Source organism: Aquibaculum arenosum (assembly GCF_029222965.1).
Classification (GTDB): Bacteria; Pseudomonadota; Alphaproteobacteria; order Kiloniellales; family DSM-21159; genus Aquibaculum; species Aquibaculum arenosum.
Genome location: NZ_JARHUD010000001.1, coordinates 193,787 through 212,608 on the forward strand (window position 1 = coordinate 193,787; position 18,822 = coordinate 212,608).

Sequence of the window (18,822 nt, forward strand, 5' to 3'; positions counted from 1 at the left end):
CCTGGAATCAGCCCTGCTCGAGCCAGTCCTGGATCAGGCGGAAGGAAATGGCATCTCGCCGGGGGAAGTTGAAACTCTCGTCTTCCGGTGAGTTCAGGAGTTCCTCTCGGCTGAACCAGCGCGCGCTTTCCAGTTCCTCCAGCTGCACCCGCAGGGGTCTGTGTTCGGCAATTGCGTGAAAGCCAAGCATGAGCGAGGAGGGAAAGGGCCAGGGCTGAGAAGAGTGGTAGCGCGCCTCCTCGATGTGCAGTCCCACCTCCTCGAACACTTCTCGGGCCACAGCCTGTTCCAAGGCTTCGCCCGGCTCGACGAAACCGGCCAGCGTCGAATGCATGCCCGGCCGCCAGATCTTCTGCCGGCCCAGCACGCAGTGGTCCTTGCCGTCGTGCACCAGCATGATCACCGCCGGATCCATGCGCGGGAACTGCGGCGCCTTGCAGGAGTCGTTACTGCATTGCCGCTGATGTCCTGCGCGACGGATTTCCGTCGGGCTGCCGCAGACTCCGCAGAAGCGGTGACGGGCGTGCCAGAAGGTCATGGCGCGGGCATAAGCCAGGAGTGACCCTTCTTCGCGCGGCAAGAGCATGCCCACGGCGCGCAGGTCCGCAAAGCTGCCGCGACCGGCGAGTGCGGGTTCGTGATCCGGCTCGGAGAGGTCCACCAGATCGAGCGCGAAGTAGGCCGTCTCGCCACGCATACCGAGGAAAATCGGTTCGCCGCCGTAGCGTGCGAGCCGCTCCATCGCATCGATTTCCAGGGCGACGGCGCGCGGAGCTTCGCCCTCAATGTTGTTGAACAGCGACCGGTGCTGCCAGAGCGGCAGTACCCGAGTCTTGGAATCCGCCAATCTCTCCGCAAGCCACTGCGCATTGTTGCGGTGGTCGTCGGCGCGGTTCAGGTCATGGCAGGTGTAGAAGTTCAAGGTCCTGGTCATGGGCGAAAAACTGCCACGCGCCTCCGGGAGCGGCAAGGTGCCTTGCGCGTCCACAGAGGCGCTGTTTGGTCGAAGCGCGAAAGGGGCCTTGCCGACCCGCCCCCCGATGCTGATATAACCGCCTCGGGAGGTTGGCTGCGGACGGGCCGCTCGCCAACCCGGTCAGATCCGGAAGGAAGCAGCCGTAACGAGTGAGGTCCGGGTCGCCGGTCCAGCCTCCCGCCTTATACCCGCCGAGGCTTCACGGGAGGGACGGCGCCAGGGCGGGCTGTCGTGGAACGTCTTTCTCCTGCAAGCATCCGAGCGAGGTCATGAGCGAAGGGACCGGTCCAGCGCCCGCCGGCGGCACAGCCCCCTACCGTGTACTGGCGCGAAAGTACCGCCCCCAGACCTTCGCCGACCTGATCGGCCAGGATGCCCTGGTCCGCACACTCAGCAATGCCATCGAAACCGGCCGCTTGCCGCACGCCATCGTGCTGACCGGCGTGCGCGGCGTGGGCAAGACGACAACCGCGCGGATCATCGCCAAGGCGATCAACTATGCCGGCCCCGACGGCAGCGCCGGCCCCACAACGGGCCCCACCGACGACTGTCCGATTTGCCAGGCCATCGCCGAGGATCGCCTGACCGACGTGCTGGAAATGGACGCCGCCAGCCGCACCGGCGTCAACGATATCCGCGAACTGATCGAGGGCGTGCGCTACCGTCCGACCCGGGCGCGCTACAAGGTCTACATCATCGACGAAGTGCACATGCTCTCCACGGCAGCGTTTAACGCGCTTCTGAAGACGCTGGAAGAGCCCCCGCCGCACGTCGTTTTCATCTTTGCCACGACCGAGATACGCAAGGTGCCGGTGACGGTGCTCTCGCGCTGCATGCGCTTCGATTTGCGCCGAGTGGACCAGACGACCTTGGCTCAGCATTTCGCGCGCATCTGTGAGCGGGAGGCCGTCTCTGCGGAGCCCGAGGCCCTAAATCTGATCGCGCGTGCCGCCGACGGCTCAGTGCGTGATGGCCTGTCTCTGCTGGACCAGGCCATGGCGGTTGGTGAGGAGCTGGTGCAGACCGCGGTGGTCAAGGAGATGCTGGGTCTGGCGGACCGCAGCCGCATCCTGGAGCTCTACGATGCGGTCATGCGTGGCGAGGTGCCGGCCGCCCTGGAGAGCCTGCGCAGCCTCTATGACGTGGGCGCCGACCCCGTGGTGGTGCTGCAGGACATGCTGGAGATCACCCACACGCTCACCCGGCTGAAACTCCTACCTCAGCAGGCGGCCGCCGAGCTGCCGGAGAACGAGCGGGTGCAGGGCGGCGCCATGGCGGAGAAGCTCTCGGTGCCGGCCCTGACGCGAAACTGGCAGTTTTTGCTGAAAGGTATCAGCGAGGCGCAGCAGGCGCCGCAGCCGCTCCAGGCGGCAGAAATGGTCCTGATCCGCCTTGCCTTCGCTGCGGAACTGCCCACGCCGGGCGATCTGGTACGCCGCCTGAGCGACGCCGCGGCGGCGCCAGGAGGTGGCGGTGTGCCAATGGGCGGTGGCGCGACGGATGGTGGCGCAAGCGGCGGTGCCAGCGCCTCCCTGCGTGTCGAGCAGGGCGGGCAGGCGCTGGCCCAGACGGCGCCGGAAGCGCGTTCAGTGCCTGAAACAAAGGCCCAGGCGGGCATCCCGCAGCCGCAGTCCCTCAAGGCGGTGGTCGATCTGGCACGCAAGCATGGCGAATTGCGGCTGGCCGGGCATCTGCGCAACGACGTGCATCTGGTCCGCTTCGAGGCGGGCCGGATCGAACTGAATCCGGGCGAGCATGCACCGCGCGATCTGACAGGTACGCTCGGGAAACTGCTGACCGACTGGACCGGCAGCCGCTGGGTCGTCAGTGTGAGTGATGCGCCCGGGCAGCCGAGCCTGACCCAGCAGGAAGCGGCCGCGGAATTGCGCCTGCGCAACCAGGTGCTGGAACACCCCCTGGTGCAGGCGGTATTGGAGGCCTTTCCCGGGGCCGAGTTGGCCCGAGTGTCGGGACCGATGGACAGCGACGCGGAGCTCGGCACGGCCGTGCCGGACGAAGCGGGCAGCGATATGGAGGAAGAGGGATGAAGAATCTCGGCCAGATGATGAAGCAGGCCCAGGAGATGCAGTCCCGCATGGCGGAGATGCAGCAACGCCTGCAGGAGACCGAGGTGGTGGGCCAGTCCGGCGGCGGCATGATCCAGGTCACCATCAACGGCAAGCACGAGGTGCGGGCGGTCAAGATCGATCCCAGCCTCGTCGATCCCGAGGACGTGGAGGTCCTGGAAGACCTGATTGCCGCGGCGGTGAACGATGCGCGCGGCAAGGTCGAGACCTACATGCAGGACGAGATGGAGAAGCTCACCGGCGGAATGAACCTGCCCCCGGGCTTCAAGCTGCCGTTCTGAGGGCTCGTCGCCGGCCGTCATGGCGCCTTCAGAAATCGATCGACTGATCCAACAGCTGGCGCGCCTGCCGGGACTGGGGCCGCGCTCGGCCCGGCGCACTGCGCTCTATCTGCTGCAGCGTCGCGAGCAGAGCTTGCTGCCGCTGGCGGAAGCACTATCGCGTGCGGCTGAGCGCATCCGTCCCTGTCATGTCTGCGGCAACCTCGACGACAGCGATCCCTGCCGCATCTGCCGTGATCGGGAGCGAGACCTGAGCGCCTTGTGTGTCGTGGAAGAGGTGGGCGACCTTTGGGCCCTGGAGCGCAGCGGCGCCTTCAAGGGGCACTATCACGTGCTGGGCGGCTGCCTCTCTGCATTGGATGGCCGCGGGCCGGAACAGCTCAATCTTGACAGCCTGTGGCAGCGGGCGCGCGATCCGGCGGTCAAGGAGATCGTGCTGGCGTTGAGCGCCACAGTCGATGGCCAGACCACCGCGCACTATCTCGCCGAACGCTTGGCTGGCCTGCCGGTCCAGGTGACCCGGCTGGGGCAGGGTGTCCCGGTGGGCGGGGACCTGGATTATCTGGACGACGGAACGCTGCTCGCCGCCTTTTCCGCCCGCAGGCCGGCATGATCGGGCCAAACTGACGCCGCATTCCGGGCGGAACGTGCCGGGCAGTTCAAAAGCAATCGGAGACGCCGGAATGACCAAGGGCGCGAAGCTCCTCTGCGGCACGCTGGCTGCCAGCCTGCTGGCCGCTGCACCATTGGCGGCACAGGAACGAGCCGTGGCGCTGCAGGCGCAGCAGGGCCTTTCCATCACTCTGTACCAGGATGATTTGGCCCTGGTGCACGACAACCGCTGGGTTCCATTGGTTCAGGGCGAAAACCGCCTTGCCATCGCCGGGGTGAGCGACAGGCTCATCGGCGGCAGCCTCGCCTTGCAGGCGGAGGAAGAGGGATTGCGCATACTGGAGCAGTCCCTGCTTCCCGCTGACCTGACCCCGCATGAACTGCTCCGCCGGGCGGTGGGGCAGCAGGTGCGGCTGGTGACCCAGGACGAGGAAGGCGGGGAGCGCAGCGAAGCGGCCACGCTGCTGTCCATGGCAGCCGGCCCGGTGCTGCGTGTGGGCGAGCGCATCGAGATCGATCCGCCGGGGCGCATCGTGCTGCTCGACCTGCCGGAAGGCCTGCACGCCGAGCCGCAGCTTGGCATGGCCGTACAGACTGAAAGCGACGGACCGCAGGAACTGGCCTTCGCCTATCTCACCCGCGGCCTGAGCTGGGAGGCCGACTACGTGGCCACCCTGGACGCGGAGGAGGATCGCCTGATGCTTGAGGGCTGGGCGACGCTCGCGAACGACACCCAGGCACCCTATCGGCGCGCGCACCTGCGCCTGGTGGCCGGGTCGGTGGCCCAGAGTGGCCCGGAGGTGGCGCCCAGGAGCATGATGCTTCAGGCAAGAGCCGAGTCGGCCGTGGCCTTCGACAGCATGCCGGCCCCGGAAGCCGCTTCCGATCGCTATCTTTTCGATACCGGACGGGAAGTCGACCTGCTGCCGGGCGAGCGCAAGCGCGTCGGCCTCTTTCGGCAGGAGGGCGTTGCGGTGGAGCGCAGCTATCGCTTCGAGGGCCTGGTCACCGCCGGCGGGCAGGAGCGCCGCGGGCCGGTGAGCGCAGGACTGCACCTGACCTTCACGAACGAGGGCGAGCCGGCGCGGCCGCTGCCGGCCGGCACGCTGCGCGTCTATGAGCCGGTCGCTGAGGGCCCCAGCCTCTTTGCCGGCGAGACCCGGATCAGCCACACCCCCGTCGGCGGTGAACTGGCACTGCGCCTGGGCGAGGCCTTCGACGTCACCGCCACGACGCGCCAGACCGCATTCGAACGCCTGTCGGACAGCAGCTACGAGACCGCAGGCGAGGTCACGATCCGCAATGCCAAGACAGAAGAGGTGACCGTCGAGGTGGCCGGCCAGCTGCCCCAGGGCGCGCGCATCCTCGAAGAAAGCGCCCCCCACGAAGCCGAAAGCGTTCAACGCCCGGTCTGGACCCTGAGCGTGCCGGCAGAGGGCGAAACCACCCTGACCTACCGCGTCCGAGTGAACCGCTGATCCAGGGGCTGCTCCGGATGGGGCGCGATCAATGCCGGAAGTGGCGCATTCCGGTGAAGACCATGGCCAGGCCGGCGGCGTCGGCGGCAGCGATCACCTCTTCGTCGCGCATGGAGCCGCCGGGCTGGATCACCGCGGTGGCGCCGGCATCGATGGCCGCCTGCAGCCCGTCGGCGAAGGGGAAGAAGGCGTCCGAGGCGACGACGCTGCCCTTCGTGGCCTCCTCGCCGCCGGCCTCACGGGCCTTTAGGGCGGCGATGCGGCTGGAATCCACCCGGCTCATCTGGCCCGCACCGATGCCGATGGTGCGCCCGCCCTTGGCGTAGACGATCGCATTTGATTTGACGTGCTTGGCCACGCGAAAGGCGAAGAGCAGGTCGGCCAACTCGGTGTCGCTAGGGGTGCGCTTGGTCACCACCTTTAGATCTGCGGGTGCGATGCGGCCGTGGTCGCGGTCCTGAAGCAACAAGCCACCGGCCAGGGACTTCAGAGCCAAGCCACGGGCAGCGGGATCGGGAAGGCTCCCGGTGCGCAGCAGGCGCAGGTTCTTCTTGCCGGCGAGCACTTCCTGGGCAGCGGGCTCGATCTCCGGCGCGATCACCACCTCGGCGAAGACCTGCACGATCAGGCTCGCGGTCTCAGCGTCCAGTGGGCGATTGAGGGCGACGATGCCGCCATAGGCGCTGATCGGATCGCAGGCCAGCGCCCGCCGGTAGACTTCGGCCGAGGTCGTACCTTCCGCGACGCCGCAGGGGTTGGCGTGCTTGACGATCACCACGGCCGGCTTCTCGAACTCGCTGACTGCCTCAAAGGCAGCGTCCGTGTCGTTGAGGTTGTTGTAGCTGAGCTCTTTGCCTTGGAGTTGCTCGGCAGTCGCAACGCCGGGCCGCGCCGTGCCGTAGCGATAGAAGGCCGCCTGCTGATGCGGATTCTCGCCGTAGCGCAGTGTTTGCACGCGCTCAGCCGCCAGGGTCAGGTTGGTCGGCAGGGCGGCTTCTTCCTGCTCGCTCATCCAGGCGGCGATGGCCGCGTCGTAGGCTGCTGTGCAGGCGTAGGCCTTGGCCGCGAGCCGCCGGCAGGTGGCGGCGCTGACGCTGCCGTCGTTGGCGCGTATTTCCTCCATGACGGGCTCATAGTCGGCCGGATCGGTGAGGACGACCACTCCGCCGTGGTTCTTGGCAGCCGCACGGATCATGGCCGGGCCGCCGATGTCGATGTTCTCGATGCAGGTGGCGCGGTCGGCGCCGCTCGCCAGGGTTTCGCGGAAGGGATAGAGGTTGACCGCGAGCAGATCGATGCGCCCGATGCCGTGCTCAGTCATGGCCTGACGATGGCCTTCGAGATCGCGGCGCCCCAGCAGGCCGCCATGGATCTTGGGATGCAGGGTCTTGACCCGCCCGTCCATAATCTCCGGGAAGCCAGTGTAGTCGGCAACCTCAGTCACCGGAATGCCCACATCGCGCAGCGCCTTGGCTGAGCCTCCGGTTGACATCACCTCGATGCCGCGCGCTGCCAGGCCGCGTCCGAGATTGGCCAGACCGCTCTTGTCACTGACGGAGAGAAGGGCGCGCTCGATCTTGACAGGGGCTTCGCTGGTCATGGGTTGCTCCACATTTGGTTTGCGGCACCGGGAGGGCTCATGGTGCCTTCAGGCAGAATGAGGCTAACGCGGTGTGGTTTCTCGATGCAGGGCCCATTTCACCTGAACCCCCTTGGTGTCGAGATGCCCGAAGAGGACGAGTTGAGTGGTGCGTCGGGCTTCGCCGTCACCGAAGTAGATGCTCTCCTCCAGGGTCAACTCCTCGGCGCCAGCGGCACGCAGACGCCAGCCGCCGCCCTTGGCCAGTCGCAGCAGCACGCCGCCGCCGGTCAGGAGCGCGGCCTGCACGTCCGGATGGAGGTGAAAGCGGATGGCGTAGGGCAGGCCAACCGCCTTGTCGGGGTCGAGCACCTCCACGCGGTCCTCGCCGCGCAGGTCATCGCCGCCGGGCCCCAGATAGAGCCGTCGGTGATGAATGGCGCCATAGGGCAAGCGGTAGCCGTCGTGCTGCATTTCGAGCAGCGCGGCGCCTTCCTGCTCCTCGCGGCGGCAGTGTACCGTCTCGGGCCGTTGCAGCAGGCTGGGCCCGAGGAAGTGCTTGCGGGTGGCCAGGGCCGCGGAATTGGTTTCCGCCAGTGTGAGGGTCGAGTGCGCCGCGGTGGCCCGCACCGCCTGACGCCAGTGCCGGCCCGCAGCGCCAGCCCCGGGAGCGCCGCAGTTCACCACCAGCCGTTCACGCCCGACGCTCACCTCCATGGCCAGCGTGCCGGCGTGGGCATAGCGGTCGAGGCCCGGCGGCGCCGGGACACCGGCATCGACCATCACCAGGGTGCGGCCGGCCTGGATGCGTTGGAAGCCGGTCTGTGGGGCGGAGAGGCGCGGTCGGCGGCGCGCATCGGCACGGCGCAGCACCATGTCCACCTTGAAGCCCTGCTCGGCCTGCGAACCGTTGAACAGGCCCAGGCCGCCATCGCCGTGCTGATAGAGCCGCAGCGTCGGCCCCATGGACTCGATGGCAAGCTGCAGTTCGCCAGGTGGTTCGACGCCGGCGGCATGCAGGGTGGACTTGATGTCGACCAGGTCTCGCAGCACGCCCAGGTGCCGGGCCGGGCTGCGCTCGCAGTGTCCGCCGTCGGGTAGAATCTGCTCCGGCAGTTCGTTCACCAGGAGGTCGAGCGCCCGGTGCAGCCACTTCTCGCCCCCCGGCAGACAGGTGCCGGCCAGGGCGAGGCCGCGCACCGCGAGGATGAGGTCGGCACCGGCCAGGCCGGCCGGCAGCACGCGTGCGAGATGGTTGGCCTGCCGCGCGGCACTGTGCAGCAATGCCTTGCGGAACTCGATCTCCCCGGAACTGGCGAAGAAATCGTATTGTCCCATCCAGTGCGACAGGCGGCGGCCGACCACCAGAGGCTCCCACGCGGGCTCGCTCCAGCGGCTCCCGAAGGTCTCGATCCACTCCGCCGTCATGCTGCGGGCCAGGCGGCGGGCGGCGTCGCCATTGCATGCGCGCAGGTCGCGCAGCCAGGCAAAAGCGTGCATTTCCGCCTGCCATTCGCTGGTGGCGCCGCGCGGCTTCCACAGGGGCTTCGGCTCGCGCAGTGTCAGGCCGGCGAAGCGAAAGCGTCCTTCCACCAACGCGGCGCCCTGGGCGGCATCGCCGGGCCAGGGATCAGGCGGCAAAGTCAGCGGCTGCGCGGCGCGCGAGCCGGGCAGCAACGCGACATAGAAGGGCAGGGCCATTAGGGGCCGGCGGAGCCGATAGGCGATCCGGCCGAGCAGAAGCCCGCGCGGCATGGCGCGCAGGGCCTGCAGGTGGTCGAGAAAGCCGGGATCGGGTCGGACCGCGTTAGAACGCCGCTTGCTGCGCGCCGGTGGTGGGCGCACGGCTTCAGGCGGCGCAGCGGTCCGGGGCTCCTCGGCCACCGCAGTCACCTCGGCTCAGGCCTCGCCGCGCAGGCGACGAATGTTGCCAGCATAGGCCTCGGGCCCGCCGCGGAAGGTTGCTGTGCCGGCGACGAGGACATCGGCCCCGGCTGCGATGGCCTGGCGCGCCGTTTCCTCATTGATGCCACCGTCGACCTCCAGGTCGATGGCCTTGCCCAGGCTGTCGATCCGCTTGCGGACGGCTTCGATCTTATGCAGGGCCGAAGGAATGAAGGACTGGCCGCCGAAGCCTGGGTTGACACTCATAATGAGCACCAGGTCGAGGTCTTCGAGGATCGGGTCCAGCACCTCCACCGGGGTGCCTGGGTTGAGCGAAACCCCAGCCTTCTTGCCCTGCGCCTTGATGAGCTGAATCGTACGGTGCAGGTGCGGTCCGGCTTCCGGATGCACAGTGATGATGTCGGCGCCCGCATCCGCAAAGGCGGCGATGTAGAGGTCCACCGGAGCGATCATGAGGTGCACGTCGAAAGGCAGGGCGCTGTGCGGGCGCAGCGCTTTCACCACCTGCGGGCCGATGGTGATGTTGGGCACGAAGTGTCCGTCCATCACGTCGACGTGGATGTAGTCCGCGCCGGCCTGACTGACGGCGGCGACCTCCTCCCCCAGCCGGGCAAAGTCGGCGGAGAGGATGGAGGGAGAGATTTTCAGCGATTGAGGCATGAGGCGTTACCTATCAGCAGGCTCAAGAGAGGTCAAAGCCGCCGAAAACGGCAGGCATAGAAGCCGTCCATGCCACCACGCTCGGCCCAGAAACCGGGCAGCGTGCGCAGGCCGCCTTCCGGACTGGCGGCTTCGGTCGGCAGGCCGAAGTCTTGCGGTGCCGCGGGCTCCACGGTCACGGGCGCGCCGGAAGCCAGAAGTGCGGCGATGCGCTCCGGCCCCTCCTCGGGCAATAGGGAACAGACGGCATAGACCAGGCGGCCGCCCGGGCGAAGCTGGTCGACGGCGTGTCTCAACAGTCGCGACTGCAGCTTGGTGAGGGCGCCCAGTTCTTTCTCGCTGCGATGCAGGGCCACGTCGGGGTGCCGGCGCAGGGTGCCGGTGGCACTGCAAGGTGCGTCGAGCAGCACCGCGTCCAGCGGCTTAGGCGCCTTCCACTTTGCAGCATCGCCCTGAACACAGGCGGCCGAGAGGCCGGTGCGCATCAGGTTATCCTGGATCAGCGCCAGACGGCGGGCGTGCAGTTCGATGGCGAAGGTCTCCGCCCCGGCCGCGGCAAGCTGCAACGTCTTTCCGCCCGGCGCGGCACAGAGATCGGCAATGGTCTCTCCGGCCTGAGGCGCCAGCAGACGAACGGGCAGGGCGGCGGCGACGTCCTGGACCCACCAGGCGCCCTCGTCGTAGCCGGCCAGCCGTCGGATTTCGCCGCTGCCCGCCTGTAGGCGCAGGCTGTTGCCCGGCAGCACCGTGGCGCTCAGGCGTTCGGCCCATTCGGAGGCCTCCTCAGGCCGGCGCAGGCTGAGATCGAGTGGCGGTTCCTGGCGCTGAACGGCGGCCAGCGCACGCACTGAAGGCTCGCCGAAGGCGGCGGCCAGCCGGTCCCAGAGCCAGGGTGGCAGAGTTAGGCGGTCAGCATCCAATGCTTCCAGGCGGGCCTTTCCCTCCTGCGCCACCCGGCGGAGCACGGCATTGACCAGTCCTGCCAAGCCGTCCAGGCCCACGGCGCGGGCCAGTGTGACGCTGGTCGCCACCGCTGCGTGAGGCGGAGTGTCGAGGAACAGCAGCTGGGCGGCCCCCAGGCGGAGCAGATCCTGCCCGCGTGCGCGCTTGCCGGTGAGCGGGCGTTCAAGAAAGGTGTCGAGCACGGCATCGATCTCGCCCAGGCGCCGCAGCGTGGTGGCAACCAGGTGCCGGGCAAAGGCCCGGTCCCGCGCGCTGAGCGCCGCAAGGCGCGGATGGCCTGCGAAACTCTCCTCCAAGCCGGCACCCTGGTGAATGACGGGCTGGATAACATCCAGGGCGAGACGGCGGGGATCGGCGTTGGGCATCCGGCGGATCAACAGTGTTCAGGCAGTTGCTGCAGCATCCACGATCCGTGGTGCAAGAAAGGCATCACGATGCACTCTTCTCCTCGCCGCCCGTCCAGTGCTCGGGCCAGAGGCGCGCAACAACCGGTCCATCCGCGGCAAAAGCGTGGCAGCTGTTCAGCAGCCGTGGCTTTTTGTCGGAGCGGGCCTTGTCCGGGGCGTTTTCACGGCTCTTGATCGGGATGATTGTCTGGAAGGCGACCGTGCCGATGGCCATGAGCATTTCCGTGATATGGGTGCAGCCACCGGTGCTGCCGAATTCCTGACGCAGCTTCTCCCGCCAGCCCGGGGCGATGCGCATGCCAACCAGCCGCTCGTAGTTCGGGGTGGCGCCGGGGCAGATTGCAAAGGGCGAAGAGTCTGTGACCGCTTCCACAGCGCGGACGGTGAAGGAATCGTCCAAAGTCAGGCGCACCTGCATGTCGTGCACCGGAGTGCCGGGCTCGACCCGACCACGATGCTCATTGTCAAAGCCGTAGGTCTTGGTGTCGACGATCCGCCCCTCGATATCCCACAGACCATCGGCGCGCCGATAACCGCGAAAGTCATACTGCCGATTGTGCAGGGCTTCACGTTCGCTCGGCGGTGACAAGGGCATGGACCATCCTCTCTCGAGCTCCCCAAGCTCCAGGCGCGCCGCGCAGGCGCACGAGCAGCGGGCTCAATTCTTCTGACAAGCGCAGGCGATCTGCACGTGGGCTGTCACGTGCCGCGGCAGATTAGGCGCTCTCAGCCGGGGGTCAAGCAGCCTCAGCCGTGGCCATAGCCCGTATCGAACAGCAGCATGTCACGCTGACGCAGGTCGTCCTCCACCTCTTCGAGCACCACGGAGAAAAGGTCGCGGATTGAGACCATGCCCACGATGCGTGTGCCGTCGAGGACCGGAAGATGGCGGAAGCCATTTGCGCGCATGCGCTGCAGGGCTTCGGCTGCCGTATCGCCTGGGCGCAGCGTGTAGGGTTGCGCGGTCATCACCTCCGAAAGGCGGGTGGCGGCCGGATCCCTTTCCGTCGCGACCACACGGCGCACCAGATCGCGTTCGGTGAATATTCCAAGCAGGTTCTGAGGTTCGCCGATCATGACGGCGCTGATGCCCCGTTCGGCCATGACCGCGGTCGCCTCGCGCACCGTGGTCTCTGGCGAAAGAATGCTGAGTTCCTGATTGCTGACAATGTCGGGAACGATGCGGTGTTGCATGCTCACTACTCCCGGCGCCCTCGCCGCAGGCAGGGGCCTGCGACCGTGGCCATTAACCATAAGATGAGGTGCGACGGCAGAGGAGGTCAAGAGGGCGACTGTTCGCCGTTCGGTTCCTCATTGCCCAGGGGAGTGATCTTCAGCAGCGTGATCTGGTTGCGTTGACGACCGAGAATCTCGAAACGGAAGCCGTGGAAGGAGAAGTTCTGGCCGACTTCCGGAATGAGCCGTGCCTCGTGCAGGACCAGGCCGGCGATGGTGGAGGCCTCCTCATCCGGCAGGCGCCAGTCGCAGCGACGGTTGAGGTCACGAATCGTCACCGTGCCGGCGACGATGGCGGTTCCGTCCTGCAGCAGGTCAACGCCTTCGATGCCCACGTCAGTCTCGTCGGAGATGTCGCCGACAATCTCCTCCAGAATATCCTCCAGGGTGACGATGCCCAGCATCTCGCCGTACTCATCCACCACCACGGCAATATGTTCTTTGCGGGTGCGAAAGGCTTGGAGTTGGGACAGCAGATCAGTGGAATCAGGTATAAACCAGGGCTTGCCGGCCACGGCTTTCACGTCAAGCGTGTCCAGTTGGCCTTCTGCCGCCTGCACGGCGCGGAACAGCGCCTTCACGTGCAGAATTCCAACGATGTTCTCCGGCGTTTCCTTCCACAGCGGCAGGCGCGTGTAAGGGCTGTTCATGACCATCTGAACCAATCTGGCGGGATCGTCATCGATGTTCAGGGCAAGCACGTTGCGGCGGTGGACCATGATGTCCACCACCTCGACATCGGCCAGATCGAGGATGGAGCGCAGCATCTCGCGCTCATGCCGGATCTCTTCGTCGCCCTCGCTCTGGTGCAGGTCGATGGCGCCACGCAGTTCCTCTTCCCAGCGTTCGGCGGCGGCGTGCGAGTCCGGTCCAGCACCGACGCTGCGCAAAGTGCGGGTGACGATGAATTGGACGAGTTGCACCACTGGGCTGAGCAGGAGAACGATCACCCGCATGGGCTTGGAGACGGTCAGTGCCATGCGGTCGGCGTGATAGAGCGCGAAGGTCTTGGGCAGAACCTCGGAGAAAACCAAAACCAGGGCGGTCATGCCCAGCGTGGCGTAAACCACGCCCGTTTCGCCAACGAGGGAAATGAGCACCGAGGTGGCCATAGCCGAGGCCAGGATGTTCACCAGGTTGTTGCCGAGCAGGATGGCCCCGATCATCTGCTCTTTGCGCTGCCACAGCACATTGACGACCGCGGCCCTGGCATCGCCCTGGCGTTCCAGGGTGTGCATGCGCGCGCGCGAGGCCGCAGTCAGCGCCGTTTCCGAGCCTGAGAAGAAGGCCGAGAAAACCAACAGGGCCAAAATCGCCGCGCCGCTGAGGAGTAGTGCGCTATCCATGCTTCAGTCGTCCGGCTGTTGGGCAGTGAAGGCCATAAGGCGGTTTTGGAGTTCTCAGTGTGAAGCGATCAGGTCAGCAGGGCGGAGGAGTCATCCGCGATGATCTCGCCGATCCGTTCCGTCAAGAGATGCTCCACCTCTGGTTCCGGAACGGTATCGCTCACGAAAGCCTCACCGATGCCGTGGGCAAGGATGAAGGTCAGCCGACCATCGCGCGCCTTCTTGTCGTGGCGCATGTGTTCGATCAGCCGCTTGGGGTCCCAGGCCCGCGCCGCCAGGCGCTCGAACCCGGTGGGCAGGTCCAGCGCCGAGAGGTGTCGCCGAACGCGATCGGCGTCGTCTGCGGCACAGAGGCCCAACTGCGCTGACAGCTCAAAAGCCAGCACCATTCCGATGGCCACCGCCTCCCCATGCAGCAGGTCGCCGTCGTAGCCGCACTCCGCCTCCAGCGCGTGGCCGAAGGTATGGCCGAGGTTCAACAGCTTGCGCTGACCGCCTTCCTTCTCGTCGGCAGCCACCACGTCGGCCTTCATGGCGCAAGCGCGTCGTACCGCTTCACGCCTTGCCTTGCTGTCGCCTTCGAGCACCAGGTGTCCGTGCCCCTCCAGCCAGGTGAAGAAAGCGGCGTCACCCAGCAGGCCACATTTCGCGACCTCGGCATAGCCGGCCAGCAGGTCGCGCTGGGGCAGGGTGGAGAGCACCGTCGTGTCAGCCAGCACCAGCTTCGGCTGATGGAAGGCGCCCACCAGGTTCTTGCCCATAGCGGTGTTGATGCCGGTCTTGCCACCGACTGAGCTGTCCACCTGGGCCAGGAGGGTGGTTGGAATCTGGATGAACTCAATGCCACGCAGCAGCACGGCTGCGGCAAAACCGCAAAGATCGCCCACCACGCCGCCGCCCAACGCCACCAGAGTGCTGTGGCGGTCGACCCCGGCGCGCAGGAGCTCCTCGCAGAGCTGGGCAAAGCGCTCGAAGCTCTTGCTGGCCTCGCCGGCCGGCACCACGAAGGCTTCGTGCCGGATGCCGGCGTGGTCCAGGGCGCGCTGCAGGATGGGCAGGTGCAGCTTCTCCACCTGGGAGTCCGTGACGATCAGCACCCGCGGGCTGGCCAGAAGCGGCGCGATCAGTTCGCCGGCCTTTGCGATCAGGCCTTCGCCGATCAGGATTTCATAGCTGCGCTCGCCCAATCCGACGAGCAGCCGATCATGACCGCTCACGCGTCTCTCCATTGCTTGCGGCTGCCTTGTTTGCGTCTGAGGGCAGCCATCCCTCGTCCTGCAGGGCCTGCAGGACGCGCGTCACGCTGGCCTCCAGTGGTCCGTCGGCGCTGTCCACCGTGAGGTCGGCTTGCGCGTAGATGGGATAGCGCTGCTCCATCAAGTCTTTCAGGACCCGCCGGGGATTGTCCTTCTTGAGCAGTGGCCGATTGTCGCGGCGTGCGGTGCGCCGCACCAGCACATCAAGGTCCGCCCGCAGCCAGACGGTCACGCCAGCACGCGCGATGGCGGCACGGGTCTCCGCATCCATGTAGGCGCCGCCGCCGGTGGCAATCACCTGGGGGCGTTCGCCAGCAAGAAGACGGGCAATCACCCGGCGTTCGCCGTCGCGGAAATAGCGCTCGCCGTGGCGCTCGAAGATCTCGGGAATGCTGCAGCCGGCCGCGGTTTCAATCTCGCTGTCGGCATCGACGAAGTCCCAGCCCAGTCGAGTGGCCAGCCGACGTCCGACGCAGGACTTTCCCGCCCCCATCAGACCGATCAGCACGATGTGCCGTCGTTGGTCGCTATCGTGCGCCGGCGCCGGATTAAGGTCTTGCGACAGCCCCGTCATGACGCGCGTTTTCCTCGCTTCGGCGTGGTGCATGCCGTCGTGCCCGCCGATTCGGTAATCGACTGTCGTTGCGCCACCGGGGGCGCGCACTTATCTTTCGGGCGGTGATGCCGCGTTTTCGCCATGGTCGAACCTTATCACCATCGTTGGGGTTTGGGGCAAGCCCGGTCATTGCCTGTCGCATGAGCCTCGCCGCGGGGTCGCCAGCTCCGAGGCGTGGAGCCTGCAATTTACGGTACGGAAGTCAGTGATGCGTCGGGTCGGACTCTTTCTCATTCTGCTGCTCATCGTCGGTCTGATCGGGGCCGCTGCCGCGCTGTTGGTGGTGGATGTGGAGCGGCCAACCCAGACCGTCGAGAAGGTGGTTCCCGATGCGCGCATGGACGACTGACGGCCGGGGCGCTGGAAGAGCGGCCGGGCTGGGCCGCCTGGCGCTGTTGACGGCCGGTGCGCTCGTGCTGTTGACGCTGCCGCCTCAGGCCGAAGCACAGACCAGCAGCTACGCCACCGGTCAGCCGCGCCAGCTCTTCCCGCAGGATGACAGCGCTTCCGGCTCCGGCGGCGCAGGAGTCCGGGGCCGCGATGTCCAGGAGCCTTCCGGCAGCGGCTTCCCGCGGGCGCCCGATCCCTATGAGCAGCCCGGCGACTACTTCGAGGCCGCACCCGCACCCGGTAGCGAGCCAGCACGGACCGGATTGGTACAGCCGCCCGCTCTGGACCGCCCACAGGCCGACCCCGGCGATGGGACCTACGTCATTCGCGGCGGCATCGAGGTCGATCCGCTGAGCAGCGGCATTCCGGAAACGGCCGGCACGCTCGATCCGGGGGACGGCGGCCTGGGCTACGATCTCTGGCAGGGGAGCGATCGGGAAGAGATCGTGCGCCTCATCCGAACGTTGCCTTCCCTGCAATCACCGGCCTTGCGTGACAGCGCCGTGCGCCTGCTGCTGTCCTCGGCCGCGCCGCCGCGAAGTCACAGTGCTCTCGGCGGGTCGGGCGATCTGCTCGAAGCGCGCGCAGAGGCGCTTGCCAATCTCGGTGCCCAGGAAGAGCTGCTCGAGCTCTTGCGGCGCTTGCCGCGCGATGCCGAGCAGAATCAGCGACTTGCTCGCCTGCACGTGGAGGCCGCCTTGCTCACCCGCAGCCGGGCTGAGGCCTGCCGGGTGACGCGCGGCGCGATCGAGCGCTTCTCCGACACAGCCTTCTGGCAGGAAGCCCTGATCTACTGCCAGATCAGTGAGGGCGAGGAGGCGGCCGCCAGCCTGGGGCTGTCGCTGCTGCGCGAACTGGATGAAGGGGATCCGCAGCGCATCGCTCTGGCCGAGGCGGCACTGGGACGGGGGCAGCCACCGGAGCCACGCGAAGCCGACGGCCTGACCTTGGCCTATCTGGCGGCGCTGGATGCCGCTCCCGCGCCGGCGCTGCTGCAGACGAGCGATGCGCGCATTCTCGCGGCTGTGAGCCGGTTGAGCGCAGTCCCGGCGGAGGAGCGCTTGCGCCTGACGGAACGTGCCGTGGGACGCGATCTTTTGCCCGCCCGTAGCTTGGCGGAGGCATACGAGCGCGCTCGATTCTCCGGGGCGGAACTGGATGATCCGCGCGGCGCGGCGGCCGGCCTGGAGCCGACGCTTGCGCGCGCCCTGCTCTACAAGGGCGCCTGGCGCAGCCATGATCCCCAGGAAAAGCTGGCACTGCTGCAGGCCTACGTGGACGCTGCGGCCGGCGAGGGCTTGACCTTGGCGGCGCTGAAAGCCGCCGGCGGGCTTCTGCTCGGCGTGAATCCCGGCATGGAACTGCGCGAGGATGCGGCGTTGGCTGCTAAAGCGCTGATTGTCTCCGGGCGCCTGGAGCGTGCCGCGGCCTGGATCTCGCTGCTGCGCAGCGCGGCGGGCAGCAGTGATGCCGCCCGCCGCGCCTATGCAGAAATCTGGCCGCTGGCGCGTGTGGCTGGTCTCGAAACCGACGCGGTGCTCGACATCGATGGCTGGCGCAGGATCGTGCAAGGCAATGGCGACCCGCTGCGGGGCGAGGAAATGCAAAGCCAGCTGCGCGGCATGATTGCCGCGCTGGATGGGCGAGGCGACGAGGACGCGCCGCGCATGGTTTCGCGGGTGGGCGGCCTGGGGCCGCCCTCGGCTTCCGGCCTCTACGGGCTGCGCGGCGCCGCAACGGATGGGTTCCGGGGTGAAACGCTGCTGCAGGCGCTCCATCTACTGGGTGAGGGGCCGCTCGATGAGGTCCACCCCCAAGCGCTTACCGAAGTTCTGGATGCGCTGACCCGTGTCGACCTTTCGACCGAAGCGCGGGCCATCGCCATCGAAACACTACTTGTTCAAGACTATTGAGGAACACAAAGATCATGTCCGCTGCGCGCAGGCCTTCTCAACGGATTCCAGTCACCGAGGTTGACGGGCGCGTCGACGCATTTCTCGAGATGTTGGCGGCCGAACGGGGGGCGGCGCGAAACACGCTCGATGCCTATCGCCGCGATCTCCACGATGCTGCGGCTTTCTTGAACGGCCGGGATGTGAAGTTGGGTGCGGCGGAAGCCGACGACCTGCGCGCCTATGTTGCGCACCTTTCCGAGAGCGGCCTGTCGCCGCGCACTGTCGCTCGGCGCTTGTCGGCCCTGCGGCAGTTCTTCCGTTTCATGCAGGAAGAAGGCTGGCGTCAGGAAGACCCGACCGCCCAATTGGAAAGCCCGCAGCAGGGCCGTCGCTTGCCCAAGATTCTGAGCGAACAGGAGGTCGACCGGCTGCTCGACGCGGCCCGGCGCAAGGTCGGTCCGGAGGGACTGCGACTGGTGGCCTTGCTGGAGATACTCTATGCCACGGGCTTGCGCGTGTCCGAACTGGTGGGGCTGCCCTATTCGGCGGTGGCGCGCGACACGGAAACGCTACTGATCCGCGGCAAGGGCGGTCGTGAACGGATGGTGCCGCTTGGAAAGCCGGCGCGGCAGGCGCTGGCCGACTACAAGGCAGTGCGACTCATGTTCTTGAAGCGCGGCGAGGATGAGCGTTGGCTCTTTCCCTCGCGCAGCGCCGGCGGTCATCTGACCCGCCATCGTATGGCACAGTTGCTCAAGGAATTGGCTTCGGATGCCGGAGTGGAGCCGGGGAAGGTCTCGCCCCATGTGCTGCGCCATGCCTTCGCCAGTCATCTCCTGGCGCGCGGCGCCGACTTGCGAGCCGTCCAGCAGATGCTGGGGCACGCCGACATCGCCACCACGCAGATCTACACTCATGTGGTTGATGAGCGCTTGAAGTCGTTGGTGCGGGAGAACCACCCCCTTGCCAAGCCCGTGGCCAATGATCCGAGCGATGAGGTCGCCCCGCCCTCGGCAAAGCGGGTCGCCAATCGCGGTTGAAAGCCGCAGGGTCGGTCTATAATTTTGCCTGTTCGCTGATGCGGCGCGGGCGGCGATACGGTCCGTCCGTGCCGCACGCACAGCCGGGCTGAAGG

General features: G+C 67.1%; 17 protein-coding genes and 1 other RNA gene. 8 read left to right on the plus strand and 10 right to left on the minus strand.

From position 1 onward, the window contains the following. Positions 1-7: 7 nt before the first annotated feature. Positions 8-934 carry an NAD(+) diphosphatase gene (nudC, locus tag P2G67_RS00835; RefSeq protein WP_275819094.1) on the minus strand — a complete coding sequence of 309 codons (927 nt, stop codon included), beginning with the start codon at positions 932-934 and terminating at the stop codon, positions 8-10. Positions 935-1,060: 126 nt separating this feature from the next. On the opposite strand from nudC, the gene ffs reads away from it, so the two are divergent. From ffs to P2G67_RS00860, 5 genes are all read left to right on the plus strand, one after another. Further along, an RNA gene (gene ffs / locus P2G67_RS00840) (signal recognition particle sRNA small type) lies at positions 1,061-1,157 on the plus strand. Between the two features lie 88 nt (positions 1,158-1,245). Beyond that, entirely contained in the window at positions 1,246-3,024 is a 1,779-nt protein-coding gene (locus tag P2G67_RS00845) for a DNA polymerase III subunit gamma/tau (protein ID WP_275819096.1), read from the plus strand. Beyond that, positions 3,021-3,344, plus strand: coding sequence for a YbaB/EbfC family nucleoid-associated protein (locus P2G67_RS00850; protein WP_275819098.1), 324 nt, complete (start codon positions 3,021-3,023; stop codon positions 3,342-3,344). The genes P2G67_RS00845 and P2G67_RS00850 overlap by 4 nt, the downstream gene beginning before the upstream one ends. Positions 3,345-3,363: 19 nt before the next feature. After that, positions 3,364-3,957: a recombination mediator RecR gene (gene recR / locus P2G67_RS00855; RefSeq protein ID WP_275819100.1), complete on the plus strand. Its 594-nt coding sequence runs from the start codon at positions 3,364-3,366 to the stop codon at positions 3,955-3,957. A 70-nt stretch (positions 3,958-4,027) separates the two neighbouring features. Continuing rightward, complete coding sequence (locus P2G67_RS00860) at positions 4,028-5,434, plus strand: DUF4139 domain-containing protein (RefSeq protein ID WP_275819102.1); 1,407 nt, start codon at positions 4,028-4,030, stop codon at positions 5,432-5,434. A 28-nt stretch (positions 5,435-5,462) separates the two neighbouring features. Here P2G67_RS00860 and purH read toward each other — a convergent pair whose 3' ends face one another. The 9 genes from purH to P2G67_RS00905 all read right to left on the minus strand — a co-directional run bounded on the left by purH (position 5,463) and on the right by P2G67_RS00905 (position 15,360). Beyond that, positions 5,463-7,034 (minus strand): bifunctional phosphoribosylaminoimidazolecarboxamide formyltransferase/IMP cyclohydrolase, encoded by a 1,572-nt coding sequence (purH, locus tag P2G67_RS00865; RefSeq protein ID WP_275819104.1) that lies wholly within the window; start codon positions 7,032-7,034, stop codon positions 5,463-5,465. A 63-nt stretch (positions 7,035-7,097) separates the two neighbouring features. Next, positions 7,098-8,897, minus strand: coding sequence for a heparinase II/III family protein (locus tag P2G67_RS00870; RefSeq protein WP_275819106.1), 1,800 nt, complete (start codon positions 8,895-8,897; stop codon positions 7,098-7,100). Between the two features lie 15 nt (positions 8,898-8,912). Beyond that, a complete protein-coding gene (gene rpe, locus P2G67_RS00875; RefSeq protein ID WP_275819108.1) occupies positions 8,913-9,578 on the minus strand; it encodes a ribulose-phosphate 3-epimerase in 666 nt (221 codons plus the stop codon). Positions 9,579-9,610: 32 nt separating this feature from the next. After that, positions 9,611-10,906, minus strand: coding sequence for an RsmB/NOP family class I SAM-dependent RNA methyltransferase (locus P2G67_RS00880; protein WP_275819110.1), 1,296 nt, complete (start codon positions 10,904-10,906; stop codon positions 9,611-9,613). A 64-nt stretch (positions 10,907-10,970) separates the two neighbouring features. Next, positions 10,971-11,543, minus strand: a complete 573-nt coding sequence (locus P2G67_RS00885; RefSeq protein ID WP_275819112.1) for a DUF2889 domain-containing protein — start codon at positions 11,541-11,543, stop codon at positions 10,971-10,973. Positions 11,544-11,695: 152 nt separating this feature from the next. Continuing rightward, a complete protein-coding gene (locus tag P2G67_RS00890) occupies positions 11,696-12,142 on the minus strand; it encodes a CBS domain-containing protein (RefSeq protein WP_275819114.1) in 447 nt (148 codons plus the stop codon). Between the two features lie 86 nt (positions 12,143-12,228). Continuing rightward, positions 12,229-13,530, minus strand: coding sequence for an HlyC/CorC family transporter (locus P2G67_RS00895; RefSeq protein WP_275819116.1), 1,302 nt, complete (start codon positions 13,528-13,530; stop codon positions 12,229-12,231). 68 nt (positions 13,531-13,598) lie between these two features. Then, entirely contained in the window at positions 13,599-14,759 is a 1,161-nt protein-coding gene (gene aroB, locus P2G67_RS00900; RefSeq protein WP_437124244.1) for a 3-dehydroquinate synthase, read from the minus strand. Continuing rightward, entirely contained in the window at positions 14,734-15,360 is a 627-nt protein-coding gene (locus tag P2G67_RS00905) for a shikimate kinase (RefSeq protein ID WP_275819120.1), read from the minus strand. Before P2G67_RS00905 ends, aroB begins: the two co-directional genes overlap by 26 nt. A 250-nt stretch (positions 15,361-15,610) precedes the next feature. Here P2G67_RS00905 and P2G67_RS00910 point away from each other — a divergent pair, with 250 nt between their 5' ends. The 3 genes from P2G67_RS00910 to xerD are packed head-to-tail and all read left to right on the plus strand — an operon-like array spanning position 15,611 to position 18,727. Then, positions 15,611-15,751 carry a hypothetical protein gene (locus P2G67_RS00910; RefSeq protein WP_275819122.1) on the plus strand — a complete coding sequence of 47 codons (141 nt, stop codon included), beginning with the start codon at positions 15,611-15,613 and terminating at the stop codon, positions 15,749-15,751. Next, complete coding sequence (locus P2G67_RS00915) at positions 15,732-17,705, plus strand: hypothetical protein (protein WP_275819123.1); 1,974 nt, start codon at positions 15,732-15,734, stop codon at positions 17,703-17,705. Before P2G67_RS00910 ends, P2G67_RS00915 begins: the two co-directional genes overlap by 20 nt. A 14-nt stretch (positions 17,706-17,719) precedes the next feature. Next, positions 17,720-18,727: a site-specific tyrosine recombinase XerD gene (gene xerD / locus P2G67_RS00920; RefSeq protein WP_275819124.1), complete on the plus strand. Its 1,008-nt coding sequence runs from the start codon at positions 17,720-17,722 to the stop codon at positions 18,725-18,727. Positions 18,728-18,822 lie beyond the last annotated feature (95 nt).